The 24,427-nt window shown below is 44.6% G+C and carries 18 protein-coding genes; 11 read left to right on the top strand and 7 right to left on the bottom strand.

All coding sequences use genetic code 11. From position 1 onward, the window contains the following. Positions 1-82: 82 nt before the first annotated feature. Together pta and OU793_RS10265 are read right to left on the bottom strand one after the other, a co-directional pair. A complete protein-coding gene (gene pta / locus OU793_RS10270) occupies positions 83-2,227 on the bottom strand; it encodes a phosphate acetyltransferase (RefSeq protein WP_005461502.1) in 2,145 nt (714 codons plus the stop codon). Positions 2,228-2,362: 135 nt separating this feature from the next. Beyond that, positions 2,363-3,559, bottom strand: a complete 1,197-nt coding sequence (locus tag OU793_RS10265) for an acetate kinase (RefSeq protein ID WP_005461478.1) — start codon at positions 3,557-3,559, stop codon at positions 2,363-2,365. 345 nt (positions 3,560-3,904) lie between these two features. Here OU793_RS10265 and yfbV point away from each other — a divergent pair, with 345 nt between their 5' ends. The 6 genes from yfbV (at position 3,905) to OU793_RS10235 (ending at position 11,177) form a co-directional block, all read left to right on the top strand. Beyond that, positions 3,905-4,357, top strand: a complete 453-nt coding sequence (gene yfbV, locus OU793_RS10260; protein ID WP_005461479.1) for a terminus macrodomain insulation protein YfbV — start codon at positions 3,905-3,907, stop codon at positions 4,355-4,357. Positions 4,358-4,724: 367 nt separating this feature from the next. After that, positions 4,725-5,690, top strand: coding sequence for an ABC transporter substrate-binding protein (locus OU793_RS10255; RefSeq protein WP_140103372.1), 966 nt, complete (start codon positions 4,725-4,727; stop codon positions 5,688-5,690). Positions 5,691-5,880: 190 nt separating this feature from the next. After that, positions 5,881-6,816, top strand: coding sequence for an ABC transporter permease (locus OU793_RS10250; protein ID WP_005461508.1), 936 nt, complete (start codon positions 5,881-5,883; stop codon positions 6,814-6,816). Further along, a complete protein-coding gene (locus OU793_RS10245) occupies positions 6,813-7,607 on the top strand; it encodes an ABC transporter ATP-binding protein (RefSeq protein ID WP_078230956.1) in 795 nt (264 codons plus the stop codon). Before OU793_RS10250 ends, OU793_RS10245 begins: the two co-directional genes overlap by 4 nt. Positions 7,608-7,781: 174 nt before the next feature. Then, complete coding sequence (malZ, locus tag OU793_RS10240) at positions 7,782-9,608, top strand: maltodextrin glucosidase (RefSeq protein ID WP_140103374.1); 1,827 nt, start codon at positions 7,782-7,784, stop codon at positions 9,606-9,608. Between the two features lie 108 nt (positions 9,609-9,716). Continuing rightward, positions 9,717-11,177 carry a sensor domain-containing diguanylate cyclase gene (locus tag OU793_RS10235; RefSeq protein WP_274647763.1) on the top strand — a complete coding sequence of 487 codons (1,461 nt, stop codon included), beginning with the start codon at positions 9,717-9,719 and terminating at the stop codon, positions 11,175-11,177. 113 nt (positions 11,178-11,290) lie between these two features. On the opposite strand, the gene dusC is transcribed toward OU793_RS10235, so the two are convergent. Beyond that, positions 11,291-12,259, bottom strand: coding sequence for a tRNA dihydrouridine(16) synthase DusC (gene dusC / locus OU793_RS10230; protein ID WP_031852135.1), 969 nt, complete (start codon positions 12,257-12,259; stop codon positions 11,291-11,293). Positions 12,260-12,408: 149 nt separating this feature from the next. Between dusC and OU793_RS10225 the strand changes: the two genes are divergently transcribed. Then, positions 12,409-13,017, top strand: a complete 609-nt coding sequence (locus OU793_RS10225) for an SEC-C metal-binding domain-containing protein (protein ID WP_025526653.1) — start codon at positions 12,409-12,411, stop codon at positions 13,015-13,017. Between the two features lie 141 nt (positions 13,018-13,158). Here the strand turns inward: OU793_RS10225 and dsbB are convergent, their stop codons facing one another. Together dsbB and nhaB are read right to left on the bottom strand one after the other, a co-directional pair. Further along, positions 13,159-13,695 carry a disulfide bond formation protein DsbB gene (gene dsbB, locus OU793_RS10220; protein ID WP_017448352.1) on the bottom strand — a complete coding sequence of 179 codons (537 nt, stop codon included), beginning with the start codon at positions 13,693-13,695 and terminating at the stop codon, positions 13,159-13,161. Positions 13,696-13,779: 84 nt separating this feature from the next. Next, the gene (gene nhaB, locus OU793_RS10215) at positions 13,780-15,366 is read right to left on the bottom strand and encodes a Na(+)/H(+) antiporter NhaB (RefSeq protein WP_005494537.1); all 1,587 of its coding nucleotides are present in this window, start codon (positions 15,364-15,366) and stop codon (positions 13,780-13,782) included. Between the two features lie 641 nt (positions 15,367-16,007). Here nhaB and fadR point away from each other — a divergent pair. Further along, positions 16,008-16,847: a fatty acid metabolism transcriptional regulator FadR gene (gene fadR, locus OU793_RS10210; RefSeq protein ID WP_005461531.1), complete on the top strand. Its 840-nt coding sequence runs from the start codon at positions 16,008-16,010 to the stop codon at positions 16,845-16,847. Between the two features lie 115 nt (positions 16,848-16,962). Here fadR and OU793_RS10205 read toward each other — a convergent pair whose 3' ends face one another. Together OU793_RS10205 and metG are read right to left on the bottom strand one after the other, a co-directional pair. Beyond that, positions 16,963-17,769 (bottom strand): hypothetical protein, encoded by an 807-nt coding sequence (locus OU793_RS10205; protein ID WP_005494538.1) that lies wholly within the window; start codon positions 17,767-17,769, stop codon positions 16,963-16,965. 212 nt (positions 17,770-17,981) lie between these two features. Further along, a complete protein-coding gene (gene metG / locus OU793_RS10200; protein ID WP_005482411.1) occupies positions 17,982-20,048 on the bottom strand; it encodes a methionine--tRNA ligase in 2,067 nt (688 codons plus the stop codon). Positions 20,049-20,210: 162 nt separating this feature from the next. Here metG and apbC point away from each other — a divergent pair, with 162 nt between their 5' ends. The 3 genes from apbC to OU793_RS10185 all read left to right on the top strand — a co-directional run bounded on the left by apbC (position 20,211) and on the right by OU793_RS10185 (position 24,422). After that, positions 20,211-21,287: an iron-sulfur cluster carrier protein ApbC gene (apbC, locus tag OU793_RS10195; RefSeq protein WP_140103376.1), complete on the top strand. Its 1,077-nt coding sequence runs from the start codon at positions 20,211-20,213 to the stop codon at positions 21,285-21,287. A 218-nt stretch (positions 21,288-21,505) separates the two neighbouring features. Next, complete coding sequence (udk, locus tag OU793_RS10190) at positions 21,506-22,147, top strand: uridine kinase (protein WP_159404049.1); 642 nt, start codon at positions 21,506-21,508, stop codon at positions 22,145-22,147. A gap of 187 nt (positions 22,148-22,334) precedes the next feature. Continuing rightward, on the top strand, positions 22,335-24,422 hold the full coding sequence (locus tag OU793_RS10185) for an AsmA family protein (protein WP_029831008.1): 2,088 nt from the start codon (positions 22,335-22,337) through the stop codon (positions 24,420-24,422). Positions 24,423-24,427: the final 5 nt, after the last annotated feature.

Genomic DNA, 24,427 nt, shown 5'->3' with positions numbered 1-24,427 from the left:
TTTCTAAACCGTGTGTCTTGAACAACAAAAAAGCCCTCGACGAATCGAGGGCTTTGACTATTCATTCAAGCAGAGAAAAGAATTACTTCTGTTCTTGAGTTGCTTGGATTGCTGTTAGAGCGATGGTGTACACGATATCGTCTACTAGCGCGCCACGAGACAAGTCGTTTACTGGCTTGCGCATACCTTGCAGCATTGGACCGATAGATACTAGGTCTGCTGAACGTTGTACCGCTTTGTAAGTCGTGTTACCAGTGTTTAGGTCTGGGAATACGAATACTGTCGCTTTACCTGCAACTGGAGAGTTTGGTGCTTTAGAAGCAGCAACGTTTTCCATGATCGCAGCGTCGTACTGTAGAGGACCGTCGATGATAAGATCAGGACGTTTCTCTTGAGCCAGTTTTGTTGCTTCACGCACTTTATCAACGTCAGCACCCTTACCAGATTCACCAGTAGAGTAAGAGATCATTGCAACGCGTGGTTCGATACCGAATGCTGCTGCAGAGTCAGCAGATTGGATAGCGATTTCAGCAAGCTGTTCAGCTGTTGGATCTGGGTTGATCGCACAGTCACCGTATACCAGTACTTGATCAGGCAGAAGCATGAAGAATACTGAAGATACGATAGACGCGTTTGGTGCAGTCTTGATGATTTGGAACGGAGGAACGATAGTGTTCGCCGTAGTGTGAACCGCACCAGAAACTAGGCCGTCAACTTCGTTGTTCTCAAGCATCATTGTGCCAAGGAATACTGAATCTTGTAGTTTCTCACGAGCTACAACTTCAGTCATACCTTTCGCGCCACGTAGCTCAACTAGACGAGCAACGTAGTTTTCGCGAATAGCATCAGCGTCGATGATTTGAACGCCAGCACCTAGCTCAACACCTTGCTGCGCTGCAACGCGTTTGATTTCTGCTGGGTTACCTAGAAGCACACATTCTGCAATGCCGCGCTCTGCACAGATAGCCGCTGCTTTCACTGTACGTGGCTCATCACCTTCAGGAAGAACGATGCGCTTACCTGCTTTACGAGCAAGTTCAGTTAACTGGTAACGGAATGCAGGTGGGCTTAGACGACGAGATTTTTGAGTACCTTCCGTCATTGACTCGATCCAGTTACCGTCGATGTGACCAGCAACGTGCTCGTTAATGAACTCGATACGCTCTTTGTCGTCTGCAGGTACTTCAATGCTGAAGCTCTGTAGGTTTAGAGAAGTCTGCCAAGTGTTACCTTGTGCTTTGAAGATAGGTAGACCAGTTTCGAATGCTGGCTTACATAGACCTTCGATCTCACGTGGGATGTCGTAACCGCCAGTTAGCAGTACAGCACCGATATCAACGCCGTTCATTGCCGCTAGAGAAGCTGCAACGATTACGTCTGGACGGTCTGCAGAAGTAACAAGTAGAGAACCTGGTTTGAAGTGCTCAATCATGTTTGGCAGAGAACGTGCACAGAACGTGATGCTCTTGATGCGACGAGTGTTGATGTCACCTTCGTTGATGATATCTGCTTTCAGGTGCTTCGCCATGTCGATTGCACGAGTAGCAATAAGATCGATGCTCCATGGCACGCAACCTAGTACACGAATTGGAGAAGTGTTGAAGATTTCCATCACTTTCATTTCGTTTTGCTTCGCGCTGTCTGCATCGTCAAAGATTTCAGATAGGTCAGGGCGAGTACGGCCAGCTTCGTCAACAGGTGCGTTTAGCTTGTTGATGATAACGCCAGAGATGTTTTTGTTCTTAGTACCGCCGAAGTTAGAACATGCTACTTCGATGCGCTCTTTAAGTTGAGCTGGGTTATCAGTGCCTGGAGTAGCCACTAGAACAATTTCTGCGCCAAGTGTTGCTGCGATTTCAGCGTTCACTTGGTTAGCGAATGGGTGCTTACGAGTTGGTACTAGACCTTCGATAAGTGTTACATCCGCATCTTTATTGATTTGGTTGTAACGCTCAACAACAGTTTCTAGTAGCTCGTCCATGTTGTCGTTACCGATTAGGCTCTCAGCAACAGACATCGCCATAGGTTCACCGATCTTCATATCGCTGTTGTGGCCAACGATAGTAGAAGTCAGATCAGGTTGATCACCACCAGAACGTGGTTGAGAAATTGGTTTGTAGAAAGAAACCTTAACGCCTTTGCGCTCCATTGCGCGAAGAACACCCATGCTTACGCTAGTTAGACCAACACCAGCACTTGCAGGGATAAGCATAATAGTACGAGACATTCGTAGAGTACCTTTAGCTATTGGGGGATAAAAGCTCAACTCTTATTCCATGACGCTCGAAGAATAGGAGTTGAGCCCCTAAGAAATTCGTTGGATGAAAATCTGGCTAGCCGAGTGGCTAGCCAGAAAATTCAATTAAAGACCTGCTAGACGTGCAGTGTCTTCAGCAATAACTAGCTCTTCGTTAGTAGAGATAACCATTGCAGGGATACGGCTGTTTTCAGTAGTGATAACGCCTTCGCCGCCGAAACGAGCTTTAAGGTTAGCTTCGCTGTCTACTTCGATACCGAAGATACCTAGACGGTTTAGAACCATTTCACGGATAGGTGCAGAGTTTTCGCCGATGCCGCCAGTGAAAGTGATTGCGTCTAGACGACCATCTAGAGTTGCAGTGTAACCAGCAACGTACTTAGCTAGACGGTGACAGAACACGTCCATTGCACGAGTTGCTTCTTCTTTCTCACCGTAGTTGTCTTCAACGAAACGACAGTCAGAAGTCACTTCAGTTAGACCTTGAAGGCCAGACTCTTTAGTTAGCATTGTGTTGATTTTCTCAACAGAGTAACCAAGTGTGTCGTGTAGGTGGAAGATGATCGCAGGGTCGATGTCACCACAACGAGTACCCATTACTAGACCTTCAAGTGGAGTTAGACCCATTGAAGTATCTACAGATTGACCGTTCTTAACTGCACATACAGAAGCACCGTTACCTAGGTGACAGTTGATGATGTTTACTTCTTCAACTGGTTTGTTTAGTAGGCCTGCAACTTCACGAGTGATGAATAGGTGTGAAGTACCGTGCATGCCGTAACGACGGATACCGTGCTCTTTGTATAGGTTGTATGGAAGAGCGTATAGGTAAGACTCTTCAGGCATTGTTTGGTGGAAAGCAGTATCGAACACAGCAACGTTTTTAAGTGCTGGGAAAGATTTTTGAGCTGCTTTGATACCGATGATGTGTGCAGGGTTGTGAAGTGGTGCTAGAGTTGCACAGTCTTCGATACCTTTTAGTACGTCGTCAGTGATAAGTGCAGACTGAGTGAATTGCTCGCCGCCGTGTACTACACGGTGACCGATAGCAGCTAGGTTCTCAGAAAGCTCTGGCTTAGAAGCAAGAATAGTTTCTACCATGAACGCTAGTGCTTCTTCGTGTGCTGCACCGTTACCAAGTTGAGCTTCGTGTTTGCCATCAAGTTTCCACTTGATACGTGCTTCAGGAAGGTGAAGACATTCAGCAAGACCTGATAGATGCTCTTCGCCGTTCTCGGCATCAACAACAGCAAATTTAAGAGAAGAACTACCGCAGTTTAAAACTAAAACTAGCTTAGACATGTGTGACTACCTGTTATTCGTCTGATCAAAATCAGTTAAAGGATGAAAAATTAATCACAAGAATAGCCGATACCAGCAATGCTGCGTACTAATCTTGGTCAAAAATCGTTCTAATTCCATATAAAGAAATAGTGATGAACCCATCCATCACTATGATGCGATCCGTGCAGATAGATATCTCGGAGTTGCTTAAATTGTAAATAACAGCAACAATGAGATTGAGGGTCTGCAAAGGATAGCGATAATAGGCAATGATAACAAAAAAAATTTGAAAGAATATTAACTTTCATCAATTTTTTGCATCTTCAGTTGAAATGTTCAACTATTTTTTAGTGAGAGAGCGGTATGAGTAATAAAGTCGGATTGATCCATAGCCTGAAAGATGGCCAAAGTTACATGGAGATCTGGCCAGTTCGTAAAGAGCTGGGTGCCATATTTCCTGAGCAACGTATTATCAAAGCGACTCGTTTTGGCATTAAAGTCATGCCAGCTGTCGCTGCTATCAGTGTTCTCACTCAAATGGCGTTCAACAATTACAACGCGTTACCTCAATCTATCGTCGTAGCCCTGTTTGCTATCAGCTTGCCTTTGCAAGGTATCTGGTGGCTCGGTGCTCGCTCAAACACCAAATTACCGCCATCATTGGCTTCTTGGTATCGCGAACTTCATCAAAAAATCGTGGAAACAGGCTTTGCCTTAGAGCCAGTTAAAGCGCGACCTCGTTATAAAGAGCTCGCAATAATTTTAAATCGTGCTTTCCGCCAGCTTGATAAATCCTCACTAGAGCGCTGGTTCTAACTCATTTTAGCGTTCAACGATTTTTAAATGGAGTGTGCAATTGCCACTCCATTTTTTGTTTTGTCTATATCCTCATCGCGCAGTATGCGCAGTGGGGTTAAGCCTTTAGCCCGCAACCATCCTCTAGCTACGTTTGAGTGCATTACATTGTTGCGTAATAGAATGCGATCTTGCGATCACAAATGTTGCCTTAGTGTTAAATGTTTCTTTTCTTTACTAAGACTTAGTAGTAATAATAAAAATAAGATGCACAAGAAGTGCACAGATACGCAAACACAACATTACGCCTTCTCACATTTGATCTCATGAGTACCCACATATTGCTGAAGCTCGTGAAACAAGGACGAAGACACATCAAGGAGTTATGATGAAAACGAAACGTTTATTAGCCACTGCCGTTCTATCCGCTACTGCTATTCTTTCTTCCACCCATGTATTTGCTAATACCGCAACAGTTGCGGTTTCTCAGATCGTTGAGCATCCAGCTTTGGATGCCACTCGCCAAGGTTTGCTAGATGGATTGAAAGCAAAAGGCTATGAAGAGGGTAAAAACCTAGAATTCGACTTTAAAACAGCACAAGGTAACCCTGCAATTGCGGTACAAATTGCGCGTCAATACGTGGGAGAGAGCCCAGACGTGCTAGTCGGTATTGCAACGCCGTCAGCGCAGGCACTGGTTTCTGCGACTCGTACGATTCCTGTTGTGTTTACTGCGGTGACTGACCCGGTAGGAGCCAAGTTGGTTAAATCTATGAAGCAGCCGGGCAAAAACGTAACAGGTTTATCAGACCTGTCTCCAGTGGCTCAGCACGTGGAGCTCATTCAAGAAATCCTTCCTCAAGTCAAAAGCATTGGTGTCGTCTTCAACCCTGGCGAGGCGAATGCGGTGACGCTGGTTAATCTTCTAAAAGAAAGTGCAGAGGCGAAAGGCATTAAAGTGGTGGAAGCCACTGCTTTGAAAAGTGCCGATGTTCAATCTGCTACGCAAGCCATCGCAGCAAAATCAGACATCCTTTACGCGCCTACGGATAACACTGTAGCGAGTGCGATCGAAGGCATGATTGTCGCGGCGAACCAAGCGAAAAAGCCAGTCTTTGGCGGTGCAACATCTTATGTTGAAAAAGGTGCGATTGCTGGCCTTGGTTTTGACTACTACCAAGTCGGTGTGCAAACGGCAGATTACGTAGCAGCCATACTTGATGGTCAAGAGCCAGGAAAGTTGGATGTAAAAGTCGCAACGGGTTCGGATTTGGTCATCAATGAGAGCGCCGCTTCTAAGTTGGGCATCCAACTGCCGAGTTCTGTTGTTCAACGTGCGACTAGCATGCAGTAAATCACTTATCTTGAGGTAAGGACTCTTTCTCTCAAGCCCATTTGTCTCAGCATGAAAAATGGGCTCGTAAATCGTAAGTTTATGAGAGCAAAGTTTTTTCTGAGCGGATTGCTCTCTTTACCTCGACCTAAGTTGAAAGTTGTAACGTCAGATCGCTGCTAGCGATCTGAACATGCAGAAAGGAGCAGTTATGTCTGCATTTGCTTTTTTTGGTGCGCTTGAGATCGGCTTGATTTATGGTTTGGTTGCTTTGGGCGTCTATCTTACGTTTCGTGTTCTTGATTTTCCTGACTTAAGTGTAGATGGCAGTTTCCCTATGGGAGCTGCGGTTGCTGCGACAGCTATCGTTGCAGGCATCAACCCTTGGATTGCAACCGGTATGGCGATTATCGCTGGTGGCATGACAGGCTGGGTCACCGCATTTCTCGCTGTACGCTGTGGAATTTTGCATCTCTTAGCGTCCATCCTCACTATGATTGCCGCGTTTTCTATCAACATTCGCATCATGGGCAAACCCAATATGGCTCTTTTGGGTGAAGACACCATTCTCACTCCTTTTGAATCGATGGGCGATGCGATGTTTATTCGTCCGTTGGTCGTAGGCGTACTGGTTCTCATCTCTGCCTTTTTGGTGGTGCGATTGCTAAATAGCGACTTCGGCTTGGGCCTTCGAGCGACGGGTGTGAATGGCCGAATGGTGTCTGCGCAAGGCGCAAGCACAGGGTTCTACACCTATTTTTGTTTGGCGCTGTCGAATGGATTTGTTGGCTTCGCTGGTGCGCTATTTGCGCAAACCAACAGCTTTGCTGACGTAACATCAGGCGTTGGTACCATCGTGGTCGGCTTGGCTGCGGTTATTTTGGGTCAAACGCTCATTCCAGGTCGCAAAATTTGGGTTGCCGTTTGCGCCGTTATTTTGGGCTCGGTGTTGTATCGACTAGCCGTCGCTTTTGCGTTGAGTTCTGGCATGTTTGGCCTTCAGGCCTCGGATCTCAACCTTGTGACCGCAGTGTTGGTTGCGGTAGCGCTCATTGCGCCTAAGCTCAAGCAAAGTATGAAAGCCAAACAACGCGTAACGACTGCGAAACAAGCGGCATCTAAAAATGGTTCTGGGGAGGCGTTATGATTGAACTTAACAACATCCAAGTGACGTTCAACCCTAGTACGATTTTGGAAAATCGCGCGTTGAAAGGGGTATCGTTAGAGGTACCAGAGCACCAATTTCTAACCGTAATCGGGTCTAACGGTGCGGGTAAATCGACATTGCTCGGAGCGGTGACGGGTGAGACACCAATGATTGGTGGTCAAGTGATCATTGATGGCAGAGACGTCACCAAGCAGACGGTTGCCCAGCGCGCTACTCAATGTGCACGAGTGTTTCAGGACCCGTTAGCAGGAACGTGTGGTGAGCTAACCATTGAAGAAAACATGGCTCTAGCGTACATGCGAGGTAAAAAACGTGGCTGGGGGCTGGCGCTGTCTGCCAAACGTCGCAAGTTGTTCCAAGAACGCATCAGTATTTTGGGTTTAGGTTTGGAAGACCGATTGGGTGACAGTATTGGTTTGTTGTCTGGTGGACAACGACAAGCCGTGAGCCTGGTGATGGCGACGTTATCGGAGAGTAAGTTATTGCTGCTTGATGAACATACGGCCGCGCTTGACCCGCGTATGGCGGCTTTTGTCATCGATTTAACCAAGCGTATCGTCAATGAGTTTGATTTGACGGTGATGATGGTAACGCACTCGATGAAAGACGCGCTCGCTTGTGGCGACAGAACCGTCATGCTCCACCAAGGTGAAATCGTTCTGGATGTCGCTGGAGAGCAGCGCGCCAATATGCAAGTACCTGATCTACTAGACATGTTTTCTAAAGTTCGAGGCGAAGAACTTTCGGATGACAGTTTATTACTCAATTAAATAGCATGTCTGATTCGTTACGCGTTTCTTCGACATAGTCAGAGCCGCGACTACGCCTACCAAGTGTGATCCTCCTTGAGAAAATAGGTAAAACACCGAATTTCCAAGGCGGATTTTTTATCTCTCATTCTTTAATAAAATAGTGGCATATCTACCTATTAAAGAGTGCTTATTATGTCTTTGCCATTTCTCTTTCATAGCCAGACGGTTGATGGTTTAGCCTTCGATGGTAAACGCGTGAAGGTTTGTCTAAAAACAGAAGCGTTAACATTTGATGCTGTTTATGTGCGTATTGAGCCAGACAACGAAGAATACCTTGTTGCCATGGTGCAATGCGGCAGAGCTGGAGAGTTGCTGCTGTGGGAAGTATCGTTCGAGCCGAATAGAGATCGAGACATCACCCACTATGTATTTAAAGTCGTTAGAAATGGTCAGCAATATTGGCTAGACGCACGTGGCGTGCAAAAACGTATTCCGCCCAAAGAATTTCATTTCAAATTGAATGTAAACCATCAACCGCCAAAGTGGGTTCAAGAACAAGTTTTCTATCAGATTTTTCCTGATCGTTTTGCCGCGAGTCAAAGTGAGTCTGCGATTCGTGAAGCGTACTGCGAGTACGATCCTGATGCTGTGATTAAAATGTGGGGAGAACCAGTAGGGAATCACCAAAACTCTGGGGCACGTGAGTTCTTCGGTGGTGATCTAAAAGGCGTTGAGCAAAAGCTTGAGTACCTTGAGCAATTGGGTGTAACTGCATTGTACTTCAATCCGATTTTTTCCTCGCCAAGTAACCATAAGTACGACACCACGGATTATTTCACGATTGATCCTATGTTCGGCACTAACGAGCATTTTGCGTCATTGTGCGAAAAAATCCGCAGCAAAAACATGAAGATCGTATTGGATGCAGTCTTTAACCATACTTCTGTGCATCACCCTTGGTTTGATATTCAGCAGAAAGGGAAAGGCGCGTACGGGAATCCTCAATCCGATTTTCGCGACTATTACTTCTTTGATGGGAAGAGTAATCACTATATTGGCTGGAAAGGTATCGACAATCTGCCGGTATTGAATTTTGAGAATCACGAAGTCAGAGAATATATCTACCAAGGTGAGGCGTCGGTTATCAAACATTGGCTGAAGCCACCATATTCCGTGGATGGCTGGCGTTTTGATGTCATTCATATGCTAGGTGAAGGGGAGGGGGCGAAAAATAATGCTCACTACGTGAAAGCATTTCGCCAAGCGACCAAATCCGTTAATCCGAATGCTTATGTGTTAGGTGAGCATTTTTTTGAGGCGACTCAATGGCTGCAAGGGGAGCAAGAAGACGGCGCGATGAACTACTACGGTTTTGCCCACCCTGTTCGAGCGTTTATCGCGCATCAAGATATCACGTATGACCCAATCGATATAGATGGTTTTGAGTTCAAAGCGTGGTTGGATGAAGCCAGAGCAAAAGTTCCTTTTGCCAATCAGCTCTCACAACTCAATCAACTCGATAGCCATGACACGGCGCGTTTTCTCACCTTGGTGAATGGGGATGAGAAAAAAATGAAAATCGCGTTGGCCTTACTCATGACTTATGTCGGCGCGCCATGCATTTATTATGGTAGTGAAGTCGGTCTTGAGGGAAGCTTTGACCCAGATAACAGACGTTGTTTCCCTTGGCATTTAGTTCAGGGTTCGCATTGGATCCATCTGTACCAACAGTGGATTGAAATTCGCAAACAGTTCAAAGCCCTACAATCTGGCAGCATGCAATGGCTTTATTGCGACGAAAGAGCATTTGCTTATGCAAGACAGCTTGGTGAAGAGACGATCATTGTTGCAGTCAATATTGGTCTACAAGAAAGCACGATTGACTTACCATTGTGGCAGTTAGGCTTGAATGCGAAACACTTGCATCAATTATTAGATAAGTGTGAAATAATTGATTATGAAGGTCATGTTTCTGTCAATATGGCAGCATTAAGTATCAATTTGTGGCAAGTGAAGTGACACCGCATTCTATATTTATTAAAATTTGTGAATATGTTCATTAATAACTATAAACAGCCTCTTTAAGCCGATGCATATGAGAGGCGAACACTTAAACAATGGTACTCAATGGTTAACCAAAGGCGATTTAGCCTCTCATTTGTTGTTTTCTTTCCTTTAGTTCTATTCATTGTGGTAATGCTCGTTACTACAAAAAACTACTACGATGCAGTCAATCGCTATATTGATACTGAATATTCGCGTATCGATAGAGCGTTAACTCGTGGTATCAAAGTCTTAACTGCACTGGACTACAGCTTTACCAACTATTCAAACTTCGCGAACCCTCTTTCTGAAGAGCATAACTCTATTGTGAAAGGCGATATCTGCTATATATGGCCGATTGATGTTTTGCTATTGGAGAACGTTTACAGCGATGGACTGCCAGCGGTTGATGTTGATTACATGATCGTCGGCGAAAAAAGCTTGTGTCAGGCAGGGACGAAAATCAACAAACTTGCAGAACAAAAAGCAGGCTTTGCCCCTTCTTTGTCCTTCCTTCATGATATTGAATCCCACATTGTTGGTATCCATTACATCGATAAACGTGGTTATGTGATTTCGTCGCCCGATAAGTACGCGAAGAATTTTACTAAAGAGCTTTGGTCAACGTTAAAGGCGAGGCCATTCTGGCAAAAAACCGCGCAAGATAAGGTCAACATTACATTGGCTGGGCCTGGGCCGATGCTTGATTCCATGGAAGGGCAAATCATCAGTTTAACAGTGCCAATTTACGAAAAAGGCGTCCACCAAGGGGTGCTCTCGATTGATTTTGATGTCGATGCGCTGCTCACGACTTCTGAAAACCTTGTCGGGAAGCTGCACTTAGTTTCCAATTTCCAAACGATTCCTGAAGATGCCGTGCGGCTCAAGCCCATTGAAAAAGAGCGCTTGAGTGCCAATCACAGTATTTATTACGAATATAACTTATGGAGCGAGATTAAGAATTTAACGTTCTTTGAAAAGTACAGCATCATGGTCGCGGTCTTTATTTACGTATTGAGTACCGTAGTACTGTTTTATGTCAACATGCACACCGAACGTCGCTACTTTAAAGATCTTGCTGCAAGAGACCCAATGACAGGGCTGCTCAACCGCAGAGGAATGCAGGCCGTTTGGCGTAATAAAATGACGAAGAAGAACGTGGCATTGGCTGTGTTCGATATCGATAACTTTAAGACTATCAATGATACTTACGGCCATGATGTAGGTGACTCTGCGATTCAACTGGTCGCGAAGTGCATCCGAGACAACATTCGTCACAGTGACGTCGCATCTCGCTTTGGTGGCGAAGAGTTTATTCTTGCGATATACGATGAAGATATTGAAGGGATGAAGCACATTCTTGAGCGAGTCAAAAAAGCGATTGATGAACGATCACGACGAGTCACGAAGAATGGATTTACCGTGTCGGGTAGTGTGGTCTTTAGCTCTGCAAGCAAAGCAGAAAGCTTTGATGAACTGTTCAAGGCGGCTGATGAGAAGCTCTATGAAGCGAAAAGTACCGGAAAGAACAAGATTTGTTATTAGTTCGAGGCGCGCTTGCTAAAAAGCAGTCTGACAAATAGCTAAAAGGGCGATAATATCGCCCTTTTTTGTACTTGTCGTTCAACCATCACGCACAATTCGTGCATGTGGAGTGCTTAAGCCACTTGGCTTTGACGCGATTGGAGTTCATCGCGGTAGCGCTGGATGTGCTCAACAATCGGTGCTGCTTTATTAAATGTTCGGATTTCGCGGAATAATTCGTTAGCTTCTGGGTAAGATTGGCGCAGGTAAGCGAACCATTGCTTCACGCGGTTTGGATAGTACAAACCTTTATCACCCTTCATTTCAAACTTTGAGTAGTAGATCAGCAGGTCGACCACATCAGACCAAACCATTGGCGTGTGGTTGTGTTTTACCATGTTACCTAGGTTCGGAATGTTGAACGCGCCACGGCACACCATCAGAGAGTCGACACCAGTGGTTTCAATGCAGCGTTGACCATCTTCGAAATTCCAGATTTCACCATTGGCAATCAAAGGGATGGAGAATCGCTCGTGAATTTTATTGATGTATTCCCACTTGATTTCAGATGCTTTATAACCGCCTTGCTTAGTACGTGCGTGAACGGTCAGTTCATTCGCTCCCGCAGATTGAATCGCATCCACGATTTCAAAACAGTCTTCAGGGTTTTCCCAGCCCAGACGAATTTTTGCGGAGACAGGGATATTCGCAGGCACTGCGTCACGGCATGCTTTTACCACGCTATGAATCAACTCAGGATGCTGCAATAGCGCCGCCCCTCCTTTGCTTTTGTTGACCATTTTTGCTGGGCAACCAAAATTTAGGTCGATGCCGCGCGCGCCAAGCTCTGCTGCTCGGATTGCGTTTTCCGCCATCCAGTGAGGCTCTTGGCCTAGTAGTTGAACATGTACAGGCACACCAGAAGTGGTCTGAGAGCCTTGCATAAGCTCCGGACATAAGCGATGAAAGACATGGTCTGGCAGGACTTGATCGATCACTCGAACGAACTCCGTCACACACAGATCATAGTCGTTTATTTCGGTCAGGATTTGGCGCATCAAATGGTCTAAAACGCCTTCCATTGGGCCTAATACAACTCGCATAGTTTGCCTAATACAGTTTGGTGATAAAAAGGAGGGCGATTGTAGCGATGTCGGCTAAGTTTGTCATTAAAAGACTCGGCGCTGGCGCCAACTGGCATCTCACTTGTATTGGAGTATAATGCCGCCAAATTCATGGGAAACCAGATGTCATGCAATACACTTTGATTGAAAAAGGTGAAGTTCAACTTGATGAATCTTCGCTATTTATTGAAGGTGCGGTACTTGCCGCAAACCTAACCACAAAACCTTTGGCGCCAGAGGCCTGGCTTGAGCCGCTATTTGGTGAAGGTTTTAAATCGATTCAGCCAGCGGTCGAAGAGCAAATTCACAAGCAACATAACCGTATTTTACGTAATGAGTATTCAGCTCTAGAACTAACTGAAAAAGATCCTGAGCAGTTAGCCGATTTTGCTGAAGGTTTCATGTCGGTTTGGCCTTTGATTGAAGAGCAGTGGCAAGAGGTTGAGTTAAATGATGGTTTACAGCGTATGCTGCAAGCGCTGCTTACCACAATGATGCTAGCCATTGATGAAGAGTCTACTCAGCAACATATGCGTGACGCGGGCATTGAAACGCCGCCAGCCTTAACAGACCTTGTTGATCAACTTGATTTGATGTTAGTTGAAGTCGCATTGGGTGCAGATGAACTAATGGTCGGCAATAAATCTCAAAGCCTAAACCCATTTAAAGATGTAGGTCGTAACGATCCATGCCCTTGTGAGAGCGGTAAAAAGTTCAAGCAATGTTGTGGTAAGTAACACTATAAAAGCGAGTTACTGAATCGAACCCAATAAAAAGCCGACCCTAAGGTCGGCTTTTTCTCATCTATATTTTTATACGCCTTAACGAATTGGATTCTTACGTTTCACCGCTTTTTCTCATCTATATTTTTATACGCCTTAACGAATTGGATTCTTACGTTTCACCGGAAAGAACTGTGCAATCACGATCAACGCCAAAGCGACCAAGTTACCAGCGAAGATAACCACCAACCATTGTGGCATCGATAAGTCGAAGAACTGCCAAACAATTTTTGAACAATCGCCATACGCTTCAAACATCCAAGGAACCCATTGGTTTAACGGAGCCCAACTTGGGAAGGTGACAAAAAGATCACAAGTTGCAAATGGTGATGGATTGAACTGGTAATCAACATGCTGCATTGCAAGCATCAATCCTTTGTACGAGCTTAATCCCCAACCAATAAGCCCTAACCAGCGGAATAGTGCGTTGTTCGGTGCGATAAGTCCGATGATAGCTGCACCGCCAATACCCATCATTGCCACACGCTCATAAATACACATTACGCACGGGGCAAGCATCATTACGTGTTGGAAGTAGAGTGCGCAGGCTTCAAAAAATATGATGAACAAAAGAAGAAGCAACCACGATAAGCGTCCCTTCGAAAACTGGTTAAGTGATGAAAAAATAGTCACGGTTTCAATCCTGTCTGAAATAGAAAAAAGCTCTGAATACTCAGAGCTTTTTATCGTGTATAAGTTTCCTAATCAACTCAAATTTTAGTGTCCGCCAGACACAACTGGAGTCAGATCACCGGTATGAGGTGCAATCCAGCCCGCATCGTAGAAAGACGCTGTTGCTGGCTCTAGGAAGAACATGATGCCCATCAGACCTACAATCGCCAAAACGACAGTGTATGGCAATGCCATCACTACCATTCGACCGTAAGACAGACGAATTAACGGTGCTAGCGCAGACGTTAGTAGGAATAGGAAAGCGGCTTGACCGTTTGGCGTTGCAACAGAAGGTAAGTTTGTACCAGTGTTGATTGCAACTGCTAGCAGGTCGAACTGTTCACGCGTGATCAAGCCTTCCATAAGGGCTGATTTTACTTCGTTGATGTATACCGTACCTACGAATACGTTGTCTGAAACCATCGATAACAAACCGTTCGCAACGTAGAAGAGGGCAAGCTGTGTGCCTTTGTCTTCAACGGCTAACACGGCGTCAATAACCGGTTTAAATAGCTCTTGGTCAATGATTACTGCAACGATCGAGAAGAACACCGCGAGTAGGGCTGTGAAAGGCAGAGCCTCTTCAAATGCTTTGCCCATTGAGTGCTCTTCAATGACGCCAGTAAATGACGTTGCTAGGATAATGACAGACAGACCAATCAGGCCAACGGCTGCTAAGTGAAGCGCTAACGCGACAATCAGCCAAACGGCGATAATACCTTGTACCCACAGTTTTGCGACGTCTTGGTTTGTACGTGTCTTACGTTCTTCGCGGTCAAAGTCCACAAGGATTTTACGTACGTTATCAGGCAGTTGTGCGCCGTAACCAAATACTTTTAGCTTCTCAACCAATGCACAGGTAATAAGGCCACAGATAAATACTGGTAACGTCACAGGAGACATACGGATTAGGAATTCACCAAATAACCAACCCGCTTGGTCTGCAATGATAAGGTTTTGAGGTTCACCGACCATCGTTGTTACGCCGCCCAGCGCGGTACCCACACCAGCGTGCATAAGCAGCGAACGTAGGAATGCACGATAGTTTTCAAGGTCATCACGAGTCAGTTCTGTGATGGTGTCGTCTTGAGTATGGTCGTGATCGCCAATTGGGTTACCTGAAGCAACTTTGTGGTAAATCGAGTAGAAACCAACTGCTACGCTGATGACAACAGCGATTACTGTCAACGCATCTAAGAATGCTGACAAAAACGCGGCTGCGAAACAGAATGCAAGCGAAAGCAGAGTTTTTGAACGAATACCAAGCAGGATTTTGGTGAAGATGAACAGCAGAAGCTGTTTCATGAAGTAGATACCCGCAACCATGAATACTAAAAGTAGTAATACTTCTATATTCGCAACCAACTCATGTTTTACTTGCGCTGGGCTGGTCATGCCAATAGCAATAGCTTCAATTGCAAGTAAACCACCAGGTTGTAATGGGTAGCATTTTAAGGCCATTGCAAGCGTGAAAATAAATTCCGCGACGAGCAACCACCCAGCAACAAATGGATTTATTAGGAAGAAAACAATCGGGTTAATAATAAGGAAGGCTATAATGGCAACTTTGTACCAATCAGGCGCTTTACCAAGGAAATTCTTGATAAAAGCGTTTCCGAGCGATATCGGCATGATAATTCTCTTTATAACAATATTATGAATAGACACTACAATTAGCGCTCAAGTATCTGTTTGTTAGACTTATTAACTAGTCTTTTAAAACAATAACTTAGTAAAACAACAATCCTTTGTTTTATTGTAGTTTTGCCAAGTTACTTCCCCTGAACTCAAGCACCGCTCACTTTCGATCGCAAACTCTACACTCCGGCTTTTATTAGTCAATAACAAAACGTAATGCTTCCGACTAAAACTACTTTTTAAGTGTAATAACGCGATCAAAACGGCGTTACTATATCATGGAAAGCTTGAAAAAATCCCCTTGGATTTTAAATGACGCCAAGTGACGAGAAAAGATCAATTAAAAAGGAATATTAACCAGAGAATACAAATTTATTTTGCATATTATAAACATAAAAATGTGACGTACTTGTCGTTATTTTTTCTCTATTTGTGTTCGGTTTCTTTTTTATAAAATACAAATTTTACGGCTTTGAACTGCTTCACTAAGTATCCTAAATTCAGCGAACGTGTAGAGTATTAACTCTATATTGAGGGATCGTTTCAATAATTGATCGTAAATTTTCTCAAATCGTTAAGTAGTGGTATGATGAGTAGTATCGACCCTCAGAAATCAATATTGGATAAAAAGTAGAATGGTCATTAAGGCGAAAAGCCCTGCGGGATTCGCAGAAAAATATATTATCGAGAGCATTTGGAACGGCCGTTTTCCTCCTGGCTCAATTTTACCTGCTGAGCGCGAGCTGTCCGAACTGATTGGTGTTACTCGAACGACTTTACGAGAGGTTCTTCAACGACTAGCACGTGATGGATGGTTGACTATCCAACACGGTAAACCAACAAAAGTTAACCAATTTATGGAGACATCTGGTCTGCATATCTTGGATACGTTGATGACGCTAGACGTCGATAATGCAACAAATATTGTAGAAGATTTGCTTGCGGCACGTACCAACATCAGCCCTATCTTTATGCGTTATGCATTCAAGGCGAACAAAGAAAACTCTGAGCGTACAATCAAGAACGTAATTGAGTCTTGTGAAGCGCTTGTGAATGCATCGTCTTGGGATGATTTCATTGCCTCTTCTCCGTATGCGGATAAGGTGCTTCAAAGCGTTAAAGAAGACAACGAAAAAGATGAAGCAAAGCGTCAGGAAATTTTGATCGCGAAAACATTTAACTTTTACGATTACATGTTGTTCCAACGCTTGGCATTCCACTCTGGTAACCAAATCTACGGTTTGATTTTCAATGGCTTGAAAAAGCTGTATGACCGAGTTGGCAGTTACTACTTCTCTAACCCGGCATCACGTGATTTGGCGCTAAGATTCTACCGTCAACTGCTAGAAACTTGTGAAACGGGCCAGCGTGAACAATTGCCAGTTGTAATTCGCCATTACGGCATGGAAAGTGCTCAAATCTGGAACGAGATGAAAAAGCAGCTACCAACCAACTTCACTGAAGATGATAGCTAAGCATTGAGTGAGCAAAGTTAGAAAAAACCGCAGGCAATGCCTGCGGTTTTTTATTGCTCGTTACTTACGGCTTTTGATCTAGTTCCTCATGCAATTATGTCGAAAAATGAGTCTTTCAGGCTAATGAGAGTCTGGGCAAAGGCAAATACAGTGTTTCGACAATATCTGATAGCACGTGATCATAGGTATTGAAAATCGTCAGTGACAGATCTGAGGTGATGCCATAAAGTTCTTCTTCTGTTAGTCCTGTGTGTTTTCCTTCGACATAGTCGTTTAACGCTTGTGTCGAACGTACGGAGATCGGCGCTGCGATAGTCAATGGTGCTATTACCGCTAACTGATTCAGTTTACGTGTCATTACAGATGCGTAGTTCTTTACTCGAACGCTTCCTCCTTGTTCGTTTAAGTCTTGAATGCTAATACGAAGTTGAGTCAAGGTTTCGAGGCTATCGATAATGGTTTGCCAATTCATGTGGTACTCATCATGCAACTCATCTCGTTGCTCAACTGCTAGCCACGCAATAGTGACTTCATCCATTAAGAACAAACAATGTCGAATCAGCTTTCCGTGCTCCATTTGATTTCTCGCGATGCTGTTTTCCTGCCATTGTTCTAGCAACTTACTGACTTTTATCTGTAACACACGATACATGGGTTTATTTTCAAAGCGCGATGTTTCCAACAAAAGGTGCAGCTTGTTGTTGAGAGCATGATGGATCTCTTCTATTTCTCGCTCATAGTTTTGTTGGGATTGAAGGGAGTAATGTGTGATTGCTCGATGACGTCTAAGCAAGTTAACGACATCGCGAAGTAGGGTAAGCAACTGATACTTTCGTGCATGTTGCTGTTCGCGTTTCGTGGAAAGGTGGTAAATGCCGGCTAATATGGCGACGGATAATAACGTTGAAATCAAAACAAACATAACCAACTCCTTGTTAGTGTTTGGACCTAGCAAGAAGGAATTAGCAGTTTTGATGCCAATTAAAATCACTTTAAAAACAAGTGGTTAAAATTTAAACCTAAATGTTTTGCGCGTTATTGGTGCAGAAGCTCCCCAATAATGTGAATTTGATCAAAAAAATCCCCGCCGAGAGAGGCGGGGATTTAACTCATTTCAAGCGTAACGTAAGGGAGTTACATTACGCGCATACCAGGCTGAGCGCCTTCGTGTGGCTCAAGAATCCATAGGTCGCTACCACCAGGGCCTGCCGCTAGGATCATGCCTTCAGACATACCGAATTTCATCTTACGAGGTTTTAGGTTCGCTACCATTACGGTTAGCTTGCCTTCTAGCTCTTCAGGTTTGTAGGCTGATTTGATGCCAGAGAAAACTTGACGAGTTTCACCACCGATGTCCAGTTGGAACTTAAGCAATTTGTTTGCTTTAGGCACTTCTTCACAAGAGATGATGCGAGCGATACGCAAATCCACTTGAGCAAAAGTATCAAACTCAATCTCGTCCGCGATTGGGTCTTTGCTTAGCTCAGTTTCTGTTTTAGCCGCTTCAGCTTTCTCTTTCGCTGCCATTTCTGCTGCAGCGTCTTCTTTCGATGCTTCGATCATCGCTTCGATGTTCTTTGGATCGATACGGTTGAATAGCGCTTTGAACTTAGTGATTTCGTGGCCTGTGAGTGGCTGAGCAATGCCTTCCCAAGTTAGCTCTTGGTTTAGGAATGCTTCAGTACGTGCAGCAAGAGCTGGCATTACTGGTTTCAAGTAAGTCATTAATACTCGGAACAGGTTGATACCTACAGAACAGATTTCTTGTAGTTCCTGATCTTTGCCTTCTTCTTTCGCTACAACCCAAGGGGCTTTCTCGTCAACGTATTGGTTTGCTTTGTCTGCTAGTGCCGTGATTTCACGGATAGCACGGCCAAATTCGCGAGCTTCAAAAAGCTCTGCGATACGGTCAGCCGCTGCCACGAATTCGTTGTAAAGCTCTGGTTCAGCGAAGTTGTCAGACAGTTTGCCTTCGAAACGTTTAGCGATGAAGCCTGCGTTACGAGATGCTAGGTTAACGATCTTGTTGACTACGTCAGCGTTAACGCGCTGAGTGAAGTCTTCAAGGTTAAGATCTAGATCGTCAATACGGCTGTTTAGTTTCGCTGCGTAGTAGTAACGTAGACATTCTGGGTCTAGGTGATCGAGGTACGTGCTTGCTTTCACGAATGTACCTTTCGACTTAGACATTTTCGCGCCGTTTACCGTTACGTAGCCGTGTACGAATACGTTGTTTGGTTTACGGAAGCCAGAACCTTCAAGCATTGCAGGCCAGAATAGGCTGTGGAAGTACACGATGTCTTTACCGATGAAGTGGTAAAGTTCAGTTTTACTGTCTTTGTTCCAGTATTCATCGAAGTCTAGATCGTCACGTTTGTTACATAGGTTTTTGAATGAGCCCATGTAGCCAATAGGTGCATCTAGCCATACGTAGAAGAACTTGTCTTTTTCGCCTGGGATTTCGAAGCCAAAGTAAGGTGCGTCACGCGAGATATCCCATTGTTGCAGACCGGATTCAAACCACTCTTGCATCTTGTTCGCGGTTTCTGATTGCAGAGAACCAGAGCGAGTCCACTCTTTTAGCATGCTTTCAAACTGAGGCAGGTCAAAGAAAAAGTGCTCAGAATCTTTCATTACTGGCGTCGCACCAGAAACTGCAGATTTAGGATTGATCAGTTCTGTCGGGCTGTAAGTCTCGCCACAGTTGTCACAGTTATCACCGTACTGATCTTCAGACTTACACTTAGGACATGTACCTTTTACGAAACGATCCGGTAGGAACATCTCTTTTTCAGGGTCGAAAAGCTGAGAAATAGTACGGCTAGAGATAAAGCCATTTTTCTTTAGCTCTAGGTAAATGTGAGATGCCAGTTCGCGGTTCTCTTCTGAGTGCGTGCTGTGGTAGTTATCAAAGCTGATATCAAAGCCAGCGAAGTCTTTTTGGTGCTCTTCGCTAACAGCGGCAATCATCTCTTCTGGAGTAATACCCATCTGTTGCGCTTTAAGCATGATTGGCGTGCCGTGAGCATCGTCAGCACAGATGAAGTTTACAGTGTTGCCGCGTAGGCGTTGGTAACGAACCCAAATGTCCGCTTGGATATGCTCAAGCATATGGCCAAGGTGGATCGAACCGTTAGCGTACGGAAGGGCACAAGTTACCAGCAGTTTCCTTGAAGGAAGGTGTCTTGGATCGTTTGCCATACTTAATATTCGCTTTTCTTGATAGGTATAAAAAAATTTTGATGGATAATACTACCCCATGAACTCATTAACTCCAAGGTGTCAAACCGCGGAATGCCTTAGTTTTTTTAGGGTTCTGGTTATGTCGGGTCGGTGGTAGCATGGTACTCAAAAGGAGGACTTATGCATCAGTTCACTTCAAAACAAGATTTTTGTCATTGGTTTAATCAATTTCAACATCCACAGTTAGTGGAAAACTGGGCCGATATTCACGGCGTTGTCACCATCACCGCTCAAGGTGAGGTGAAGATTACATTGCCATTTGCTAGTAATGAGCTTCAGCGCACATTGCAAGAATGGATTCAACAACAGCAAGCATCCAAAGCTGTAGCCGCGTTTCCGTTTCACATTGAACTCGGCGTAAAAGCACTAGAAACGCAGGTTTCTAATGCGGTGAAAGGTGTGAAGAATATCATTGCGGTGAGCTCTGCAAAGGGTGGGGTGGGCAAATCCACAACAGCCGTTAACTTAGCCTTGGCTATCGCGCAGTCGGGATCGAAGGTTGGCCTATTGGATGCCGATATATACGGTCCATCGGTTCCGATGATGCTCGGCCAGGAAGATGCGAAACCAGAAGTTCGTGATGGCAAATGGATGGAGCCTATTTTTGCTCACGGCATCTATACTCATTCTATTGGCTATTTAGTTAATAAATCTGAAGCGGCAATCTGGCGTGGGCCTATGGCATCTAAAGCGTTAGCTCAGCTATTGAATGAAACCGATTGGCCAGAGCTGGATTACCTAGTGATAGACATGCCACCAGGCACGGGTGATATCCAATTGACGTTGTCACAACAGATTCCTGTTACCGGCACGGTTTTGGTGACGACGCCGCAAGACTTAGCATTGGCAGATGCGCGTAAAGGCGCAGCAATGTTTAGCAAAGTGAATGTGCCAGTAGTTGGTGTGGTCGAGAATATGAGTTACCACATTTGTAGCCAATGCGGTGCGACTGAGCATATTTTTGGTATGGGTGGTGCGGAGAAAATGTCCCAAGAATTTGGTTTAGCTTTGTTGGGTCAAATTCCGCTGCATATTTCTATGCGTGAAGACATTGATGCAGGTGTGCCAACCGTCGCGAGACGACCTGACAGTGAGCATTCAGGCTACTACAAACAGCTTGCAGATCGAGTGTGCAGCACGATGTTTTGGCAAGGTAGAGCGAAACCAGATGCAATCAGTTTTACAATGGTGAACTAAGTTTGGTGGTTGAAAATTGGGCGTTTAAACGTTTGCCTGGGGTTTGTTACTCTAGGCTTGCAGAAACTTATGACTAAACTCTAATTCCAGCTAGTAACTACGGGGTGAACTCCCTATAATCAGGCGGTTTACCTAATTTACACTAATACAATGTGCGCTTAGTGGCGTACTGCTGTATTAGCTTATGACACCAATTCAATTCATCGGGTGCAAGAATAATGTCTGATAATAATCAATGCGTAATCGTCGGTATTGCTGGCGCGTCTGCTTCTGGAAAAAGTCTGATCGCGAGCACAATTTACAATGAGCTTCGCGCGAAAGTGGGCGATCATCAAATTGGTGTAATTAAGGAAGATTCCTACTATAACGATCAAAGCCACTTGAGCATGGAAGAGCGTGTAAAAACTAACTACGATCACCCGAACGCGATGGACCATGAACTGCTTTGTGAACACCTTGAAAAATTAACAAAAGGTGAAGCGGTTGAAGTACCAGAGTACAGCTACTCAGAGCATACTCGTACTGATGCAACAACCACTATGACACCAAAGAAAGTGATCATCCTAGAAGGCATTCTACTGCTGACTGACCCTCGTCTTCGTGACCTGATGCACGCGACTGTATTTATGGATACGCCTCTGGATATCTGTCTGCTACGCCGTATCAAACGTGACGTTGAAGAACGTGGCCGTACAATGGAATCGGTACTTAAACAATACCAGCAAACGGTTCGTCCGATGTTCATGCAGTTTATCGAACCTTCTAAGCAATATGCGGACATCATCGTACCTCGTGGCGGTAAGAACCGTATCGCGATCGATGTACTAAAAGCTCACATTGCAAAACTTTTGAAAGCTTAAGTCTTTAGACGGCTATATCGCTTTATTTTTATGATAAGAAGTGGCACTTTAGGTGCCACTTCTTTTTTGTTTTTAAATTAGTCAGTTGCATGTCAAAACCGGATGATTTTCACGCTTTTGTGGAACTCTCGGCGGTAAATCTAGTCTGCGCTTATAATTTTAAAAACACACGAGCAAGGAAAAACAAATGAAGAAACTGCTCTTAGTTCTCGCGATACCTGTTGTGGTATTTGTTGCTGCAATTTTAGCGTTAACTATTTTTGTCAATCCAAACCAATTTAAGCCACTGATTGTTGAGCAAGCACAGAAACAGACAGGGTTAGAGTTGGTGATTGAAGGGGATATCAGTTGGCAATTCTTCCCATCAATTGGTTTTGAATTGGGAAGAACCGAACTGCGTAACCCGCAAGGTTTTAGTCAGCCAAATCTTTTTAAAGTCGATACTGTCGGTGTTGATGTTTCTGTCACACCACTTTTTAGCAAACAACTTGAAATCGGTAACATTACTTTAGATGGTGCGGAGTTCTACGTTGAAACGAAGAAAGACGGCAGCAAGAACATTGATGCTTTAACGAAAGCGCAAACTCAACAAGCAGAGCAACCGAAAGACACTGCGCCAGAGCCAAGTGGTGAATCGCAGTCTGCAGGCTCAGATTGGAGTATCAACCTGGCTGGCGTTACGGTTTCTAATGGCTCACTAGAAATTCAAGACAAGCAAGCCGGCAATTACACCAAGCTGTATGACGTATCGTTGAACCTTTCTGAATTTGCTTTTGACCGCTGGACGACAGCTGACTTTGGTATGAAAGGCGAGATGAATGACCAGAAGTTTACTGCAGAAGGTAAGGCTGACTTTAAACTGGCGAAAGGTCTTGCAAGTTATGCGTTGAAGAACATCAATGTTGATGCGACGTACACTGATCCAAACAACACTATTGAATCGGCAAAAATTGGCTTAGATACATTTGAATTCGATAAAGTAAACAATCTTAGCTACGCGCTTAAAGGCAGTGCGGCTGGTATGAAGCTGGACATGCAAGGCGGTGGGCAGCTTACGGTTGACCAAGCGATTAGCAAAGTGTTGTTGAATAAGCTTACGCTGAAATCAAGCTTTGAAGGTGATGCTTTGCCACAATCACCAATGAAAGTTGATATGGTCTCTGACCTCTCATTTGACCTAAACAAAAGCCACCTTAGCTTTATTCTAGAGAAGTTAACCGCAAACGCGATTGCATTGGATGGTAAAGCCGATGTGACATTGGGAGACATTCCAAAAATACGTTTTGCCCTTCATAGCCCTAATATCGATTTAGATGAATTCTTAGGCTTGGATAAACAAGCACCAGCAAGCGAAAAGCCAGCCTCTGGTGGTAAGAGTGCATCCGCGGGGCCTGAAGTTGAGCCGGATCTTTCAGCACTGAAAACGCTGGATGTCAAAGGTGATATCACCATCGATAAGTTCAAAGCGGCTAACGCGAAAATGGAAGCGGTAAAAGCGAGCTTCACTGTCAATCGTGGTGTGTTTGACCTCACATCATTTAGCTCGAAGTTGTACCAAGGCACAATTTCAGCAACAGCAAGACTAGATGCACGTAAGACGCCAGCGACTTACAGCGTGAAAAAATCAATCAAAGGTGTGAAAGTTCAACCGCTACTGATTGATGTTGCTAACAACGACAAGTTAGAAGGTACGGGTAATATCGACGTGAATGTCCAAGGTAGCAGTTTGACGCCGACAGGTATCAAACAGAACCTGGCTGGTACGGTAGTGATTAACTTTGCTGATGGTGCGGTAAATGGCATCAACGTTGCTCAATTGATTCGTGAAAACTACGCGCGATTCAAAGGGCAAAAAGTTGAAAGTACCAACGAAGTGAAGAAAACAGACTTCAGTGCGATGACCGCGACGTTGAAACTAAACAAAGGTGTGGTATCAACGGACAACTTACATGCTCAATCACCGTTACTACGTGTGCGTGGTAAAGGCAGTGCAAACTACATCAATGAGACGGTAGACTTTACTATCAGTACTTCAATTGTGGGTACGCTAGAAGGCCAAGGTGGTAAAAACATCGATGAGCTGAAGGACATCACGATTCCAATCAATGTGTCTGGTAAGTGGGCGGACCCTAAATTCAAACTCGTATTCGATGATGTTCTTAAACAGAAAGCTCAGAAAGAAATTGACCGTGGCGTAGAGAAGCTAACGGACAAAATCAAAGATGAGAAAACCAAAGAAGCGGTCGATGGTCTGTTGAAGAATCTTTTCAACTAACCACG

The sequence above is a fragment of the Vibrio sp. VP6 genome, assembly GCF_028823755.1.
Taxonomy (GTDB): domain Bacteria; phylum Pseudomonadota; class Gammaproteobacteria; order Enterobacterales; family Vibrionaceae; genus Vibrio; species Vibrio parahaemolyticus.
The sequence above is the reverse complement of the archived record's forward strand: the minus strand, read 5'-3'. Positions and strand labels throughout refer to the sequence as shown.

Coding starts and splice junctions, on each gene's coding strand:
- pta (WP_005461502.1), bottom strand. CDS start 2,227: ATGTCTCGTACTATTATGCTTATCCCTGCAAGTGCTGGTGTTGGTCTA.
- OU793_RS10265 (WP_005461478.1), bottom strand. CDS start 3,559: ATGTCTAAGCTAGTTTTAGTTTTAAACTGCGGTAGTTCTTCTCTTAAA.
- yfbV (WP_005461479.1), top strand. CDS start 3,905: ATGAGTAATAAAGTCGGATTGATCCATAGCCTGAAAGATGGCCAAAGT.
- OU793_RS10255 (WP_140103372.1), top strand. CDS start 4,725: ATGAAAACGAAACGTTTATTAGCCACTGCCGTTCTATCCGCTACTGCT.
- OU793_RS10250 (WP_005461508.1), top strand. CDS start 5,881: ATGTCTGCATTTGCTTTTTTTGGTGCGCTTGAGATCGGCTTGATTTAT.
- OU793_RS10245 (WP_078230956.1), top strand. CDS start 6,813: ATGATTGAACTTAACAACATCCAAGTGACGTTCAACCCTAGTACGATT.
- malZ (WP_140103374.1), top strand. CDS start 7,782: ATGTCTTTGCCATTTCTCTTTCATAGCCAGACGGTTGATGGTTTAGCC.
- OU793_RS10235 (WP_274647763.1), top strand. CDS start 9,717: ATGGTTAACCAAAGGCGATTTAGCCTCTCATTTGTTGTTTTCTTTCCT.
- dusC (WP_031852135.1), bottom strand. CDS start 12,259: ATGCGAGTTGTATTAGGCCCAATGGAAGGCGTTTTAGACCATTTGATG.
- OU793_RS10225 (WP_025526653.1), top strand. CDS start 12,409: ATGCAATACACTTTGATTGAAAAAGGTGAAGTTCAACTTGATGAATCT.
- nhaB (WP_005494537.1), bottom strand. CDS start 15,366: ATGCCGATATCGCTCGGAAACGCTTTTATCAAGAATTTCCTTGGTAAA.
- fadR (WP_005461531.1), top strand. CDS start 16,008: ATGGTCATTAAGGCGAAAAGCCCTGCGGGATTCGCAGAAAAATATATT.
- OU793_RS10205 (WP_005494538.1), bottom strand. CDS start 17,769: ATGTTTGTTTTGATTTCAACGTTATTATCCGTCGCCATATTAGCCGGC.
- metG (WP_005482411.1), bottom strand. CDS start 20,048: ATGGCAAACGATCCAAGACACCTTCCTTCAAGGAAACTGCTGGTAACT.
- apbC (WP_140103376.1), top strand. CDS start 20,211: ATGCATCAGTTCACTTCAAAACAAGATTTTTGTCATTGGTTTAATCAA.
- udk (WP_159404049.1), top strand. CDS start 21,506: ATGTCTGATAATAATCAATGCGTAATCGTCGGTATTGCTGGCGCGTCT.
- OU793_RS10185 (WP_029831008.1), top strand. CDS start 22,335: ATGAAGAAACTGCTCTTAGTTCTCGCGATACCTGTTGTGGTATTTGTT.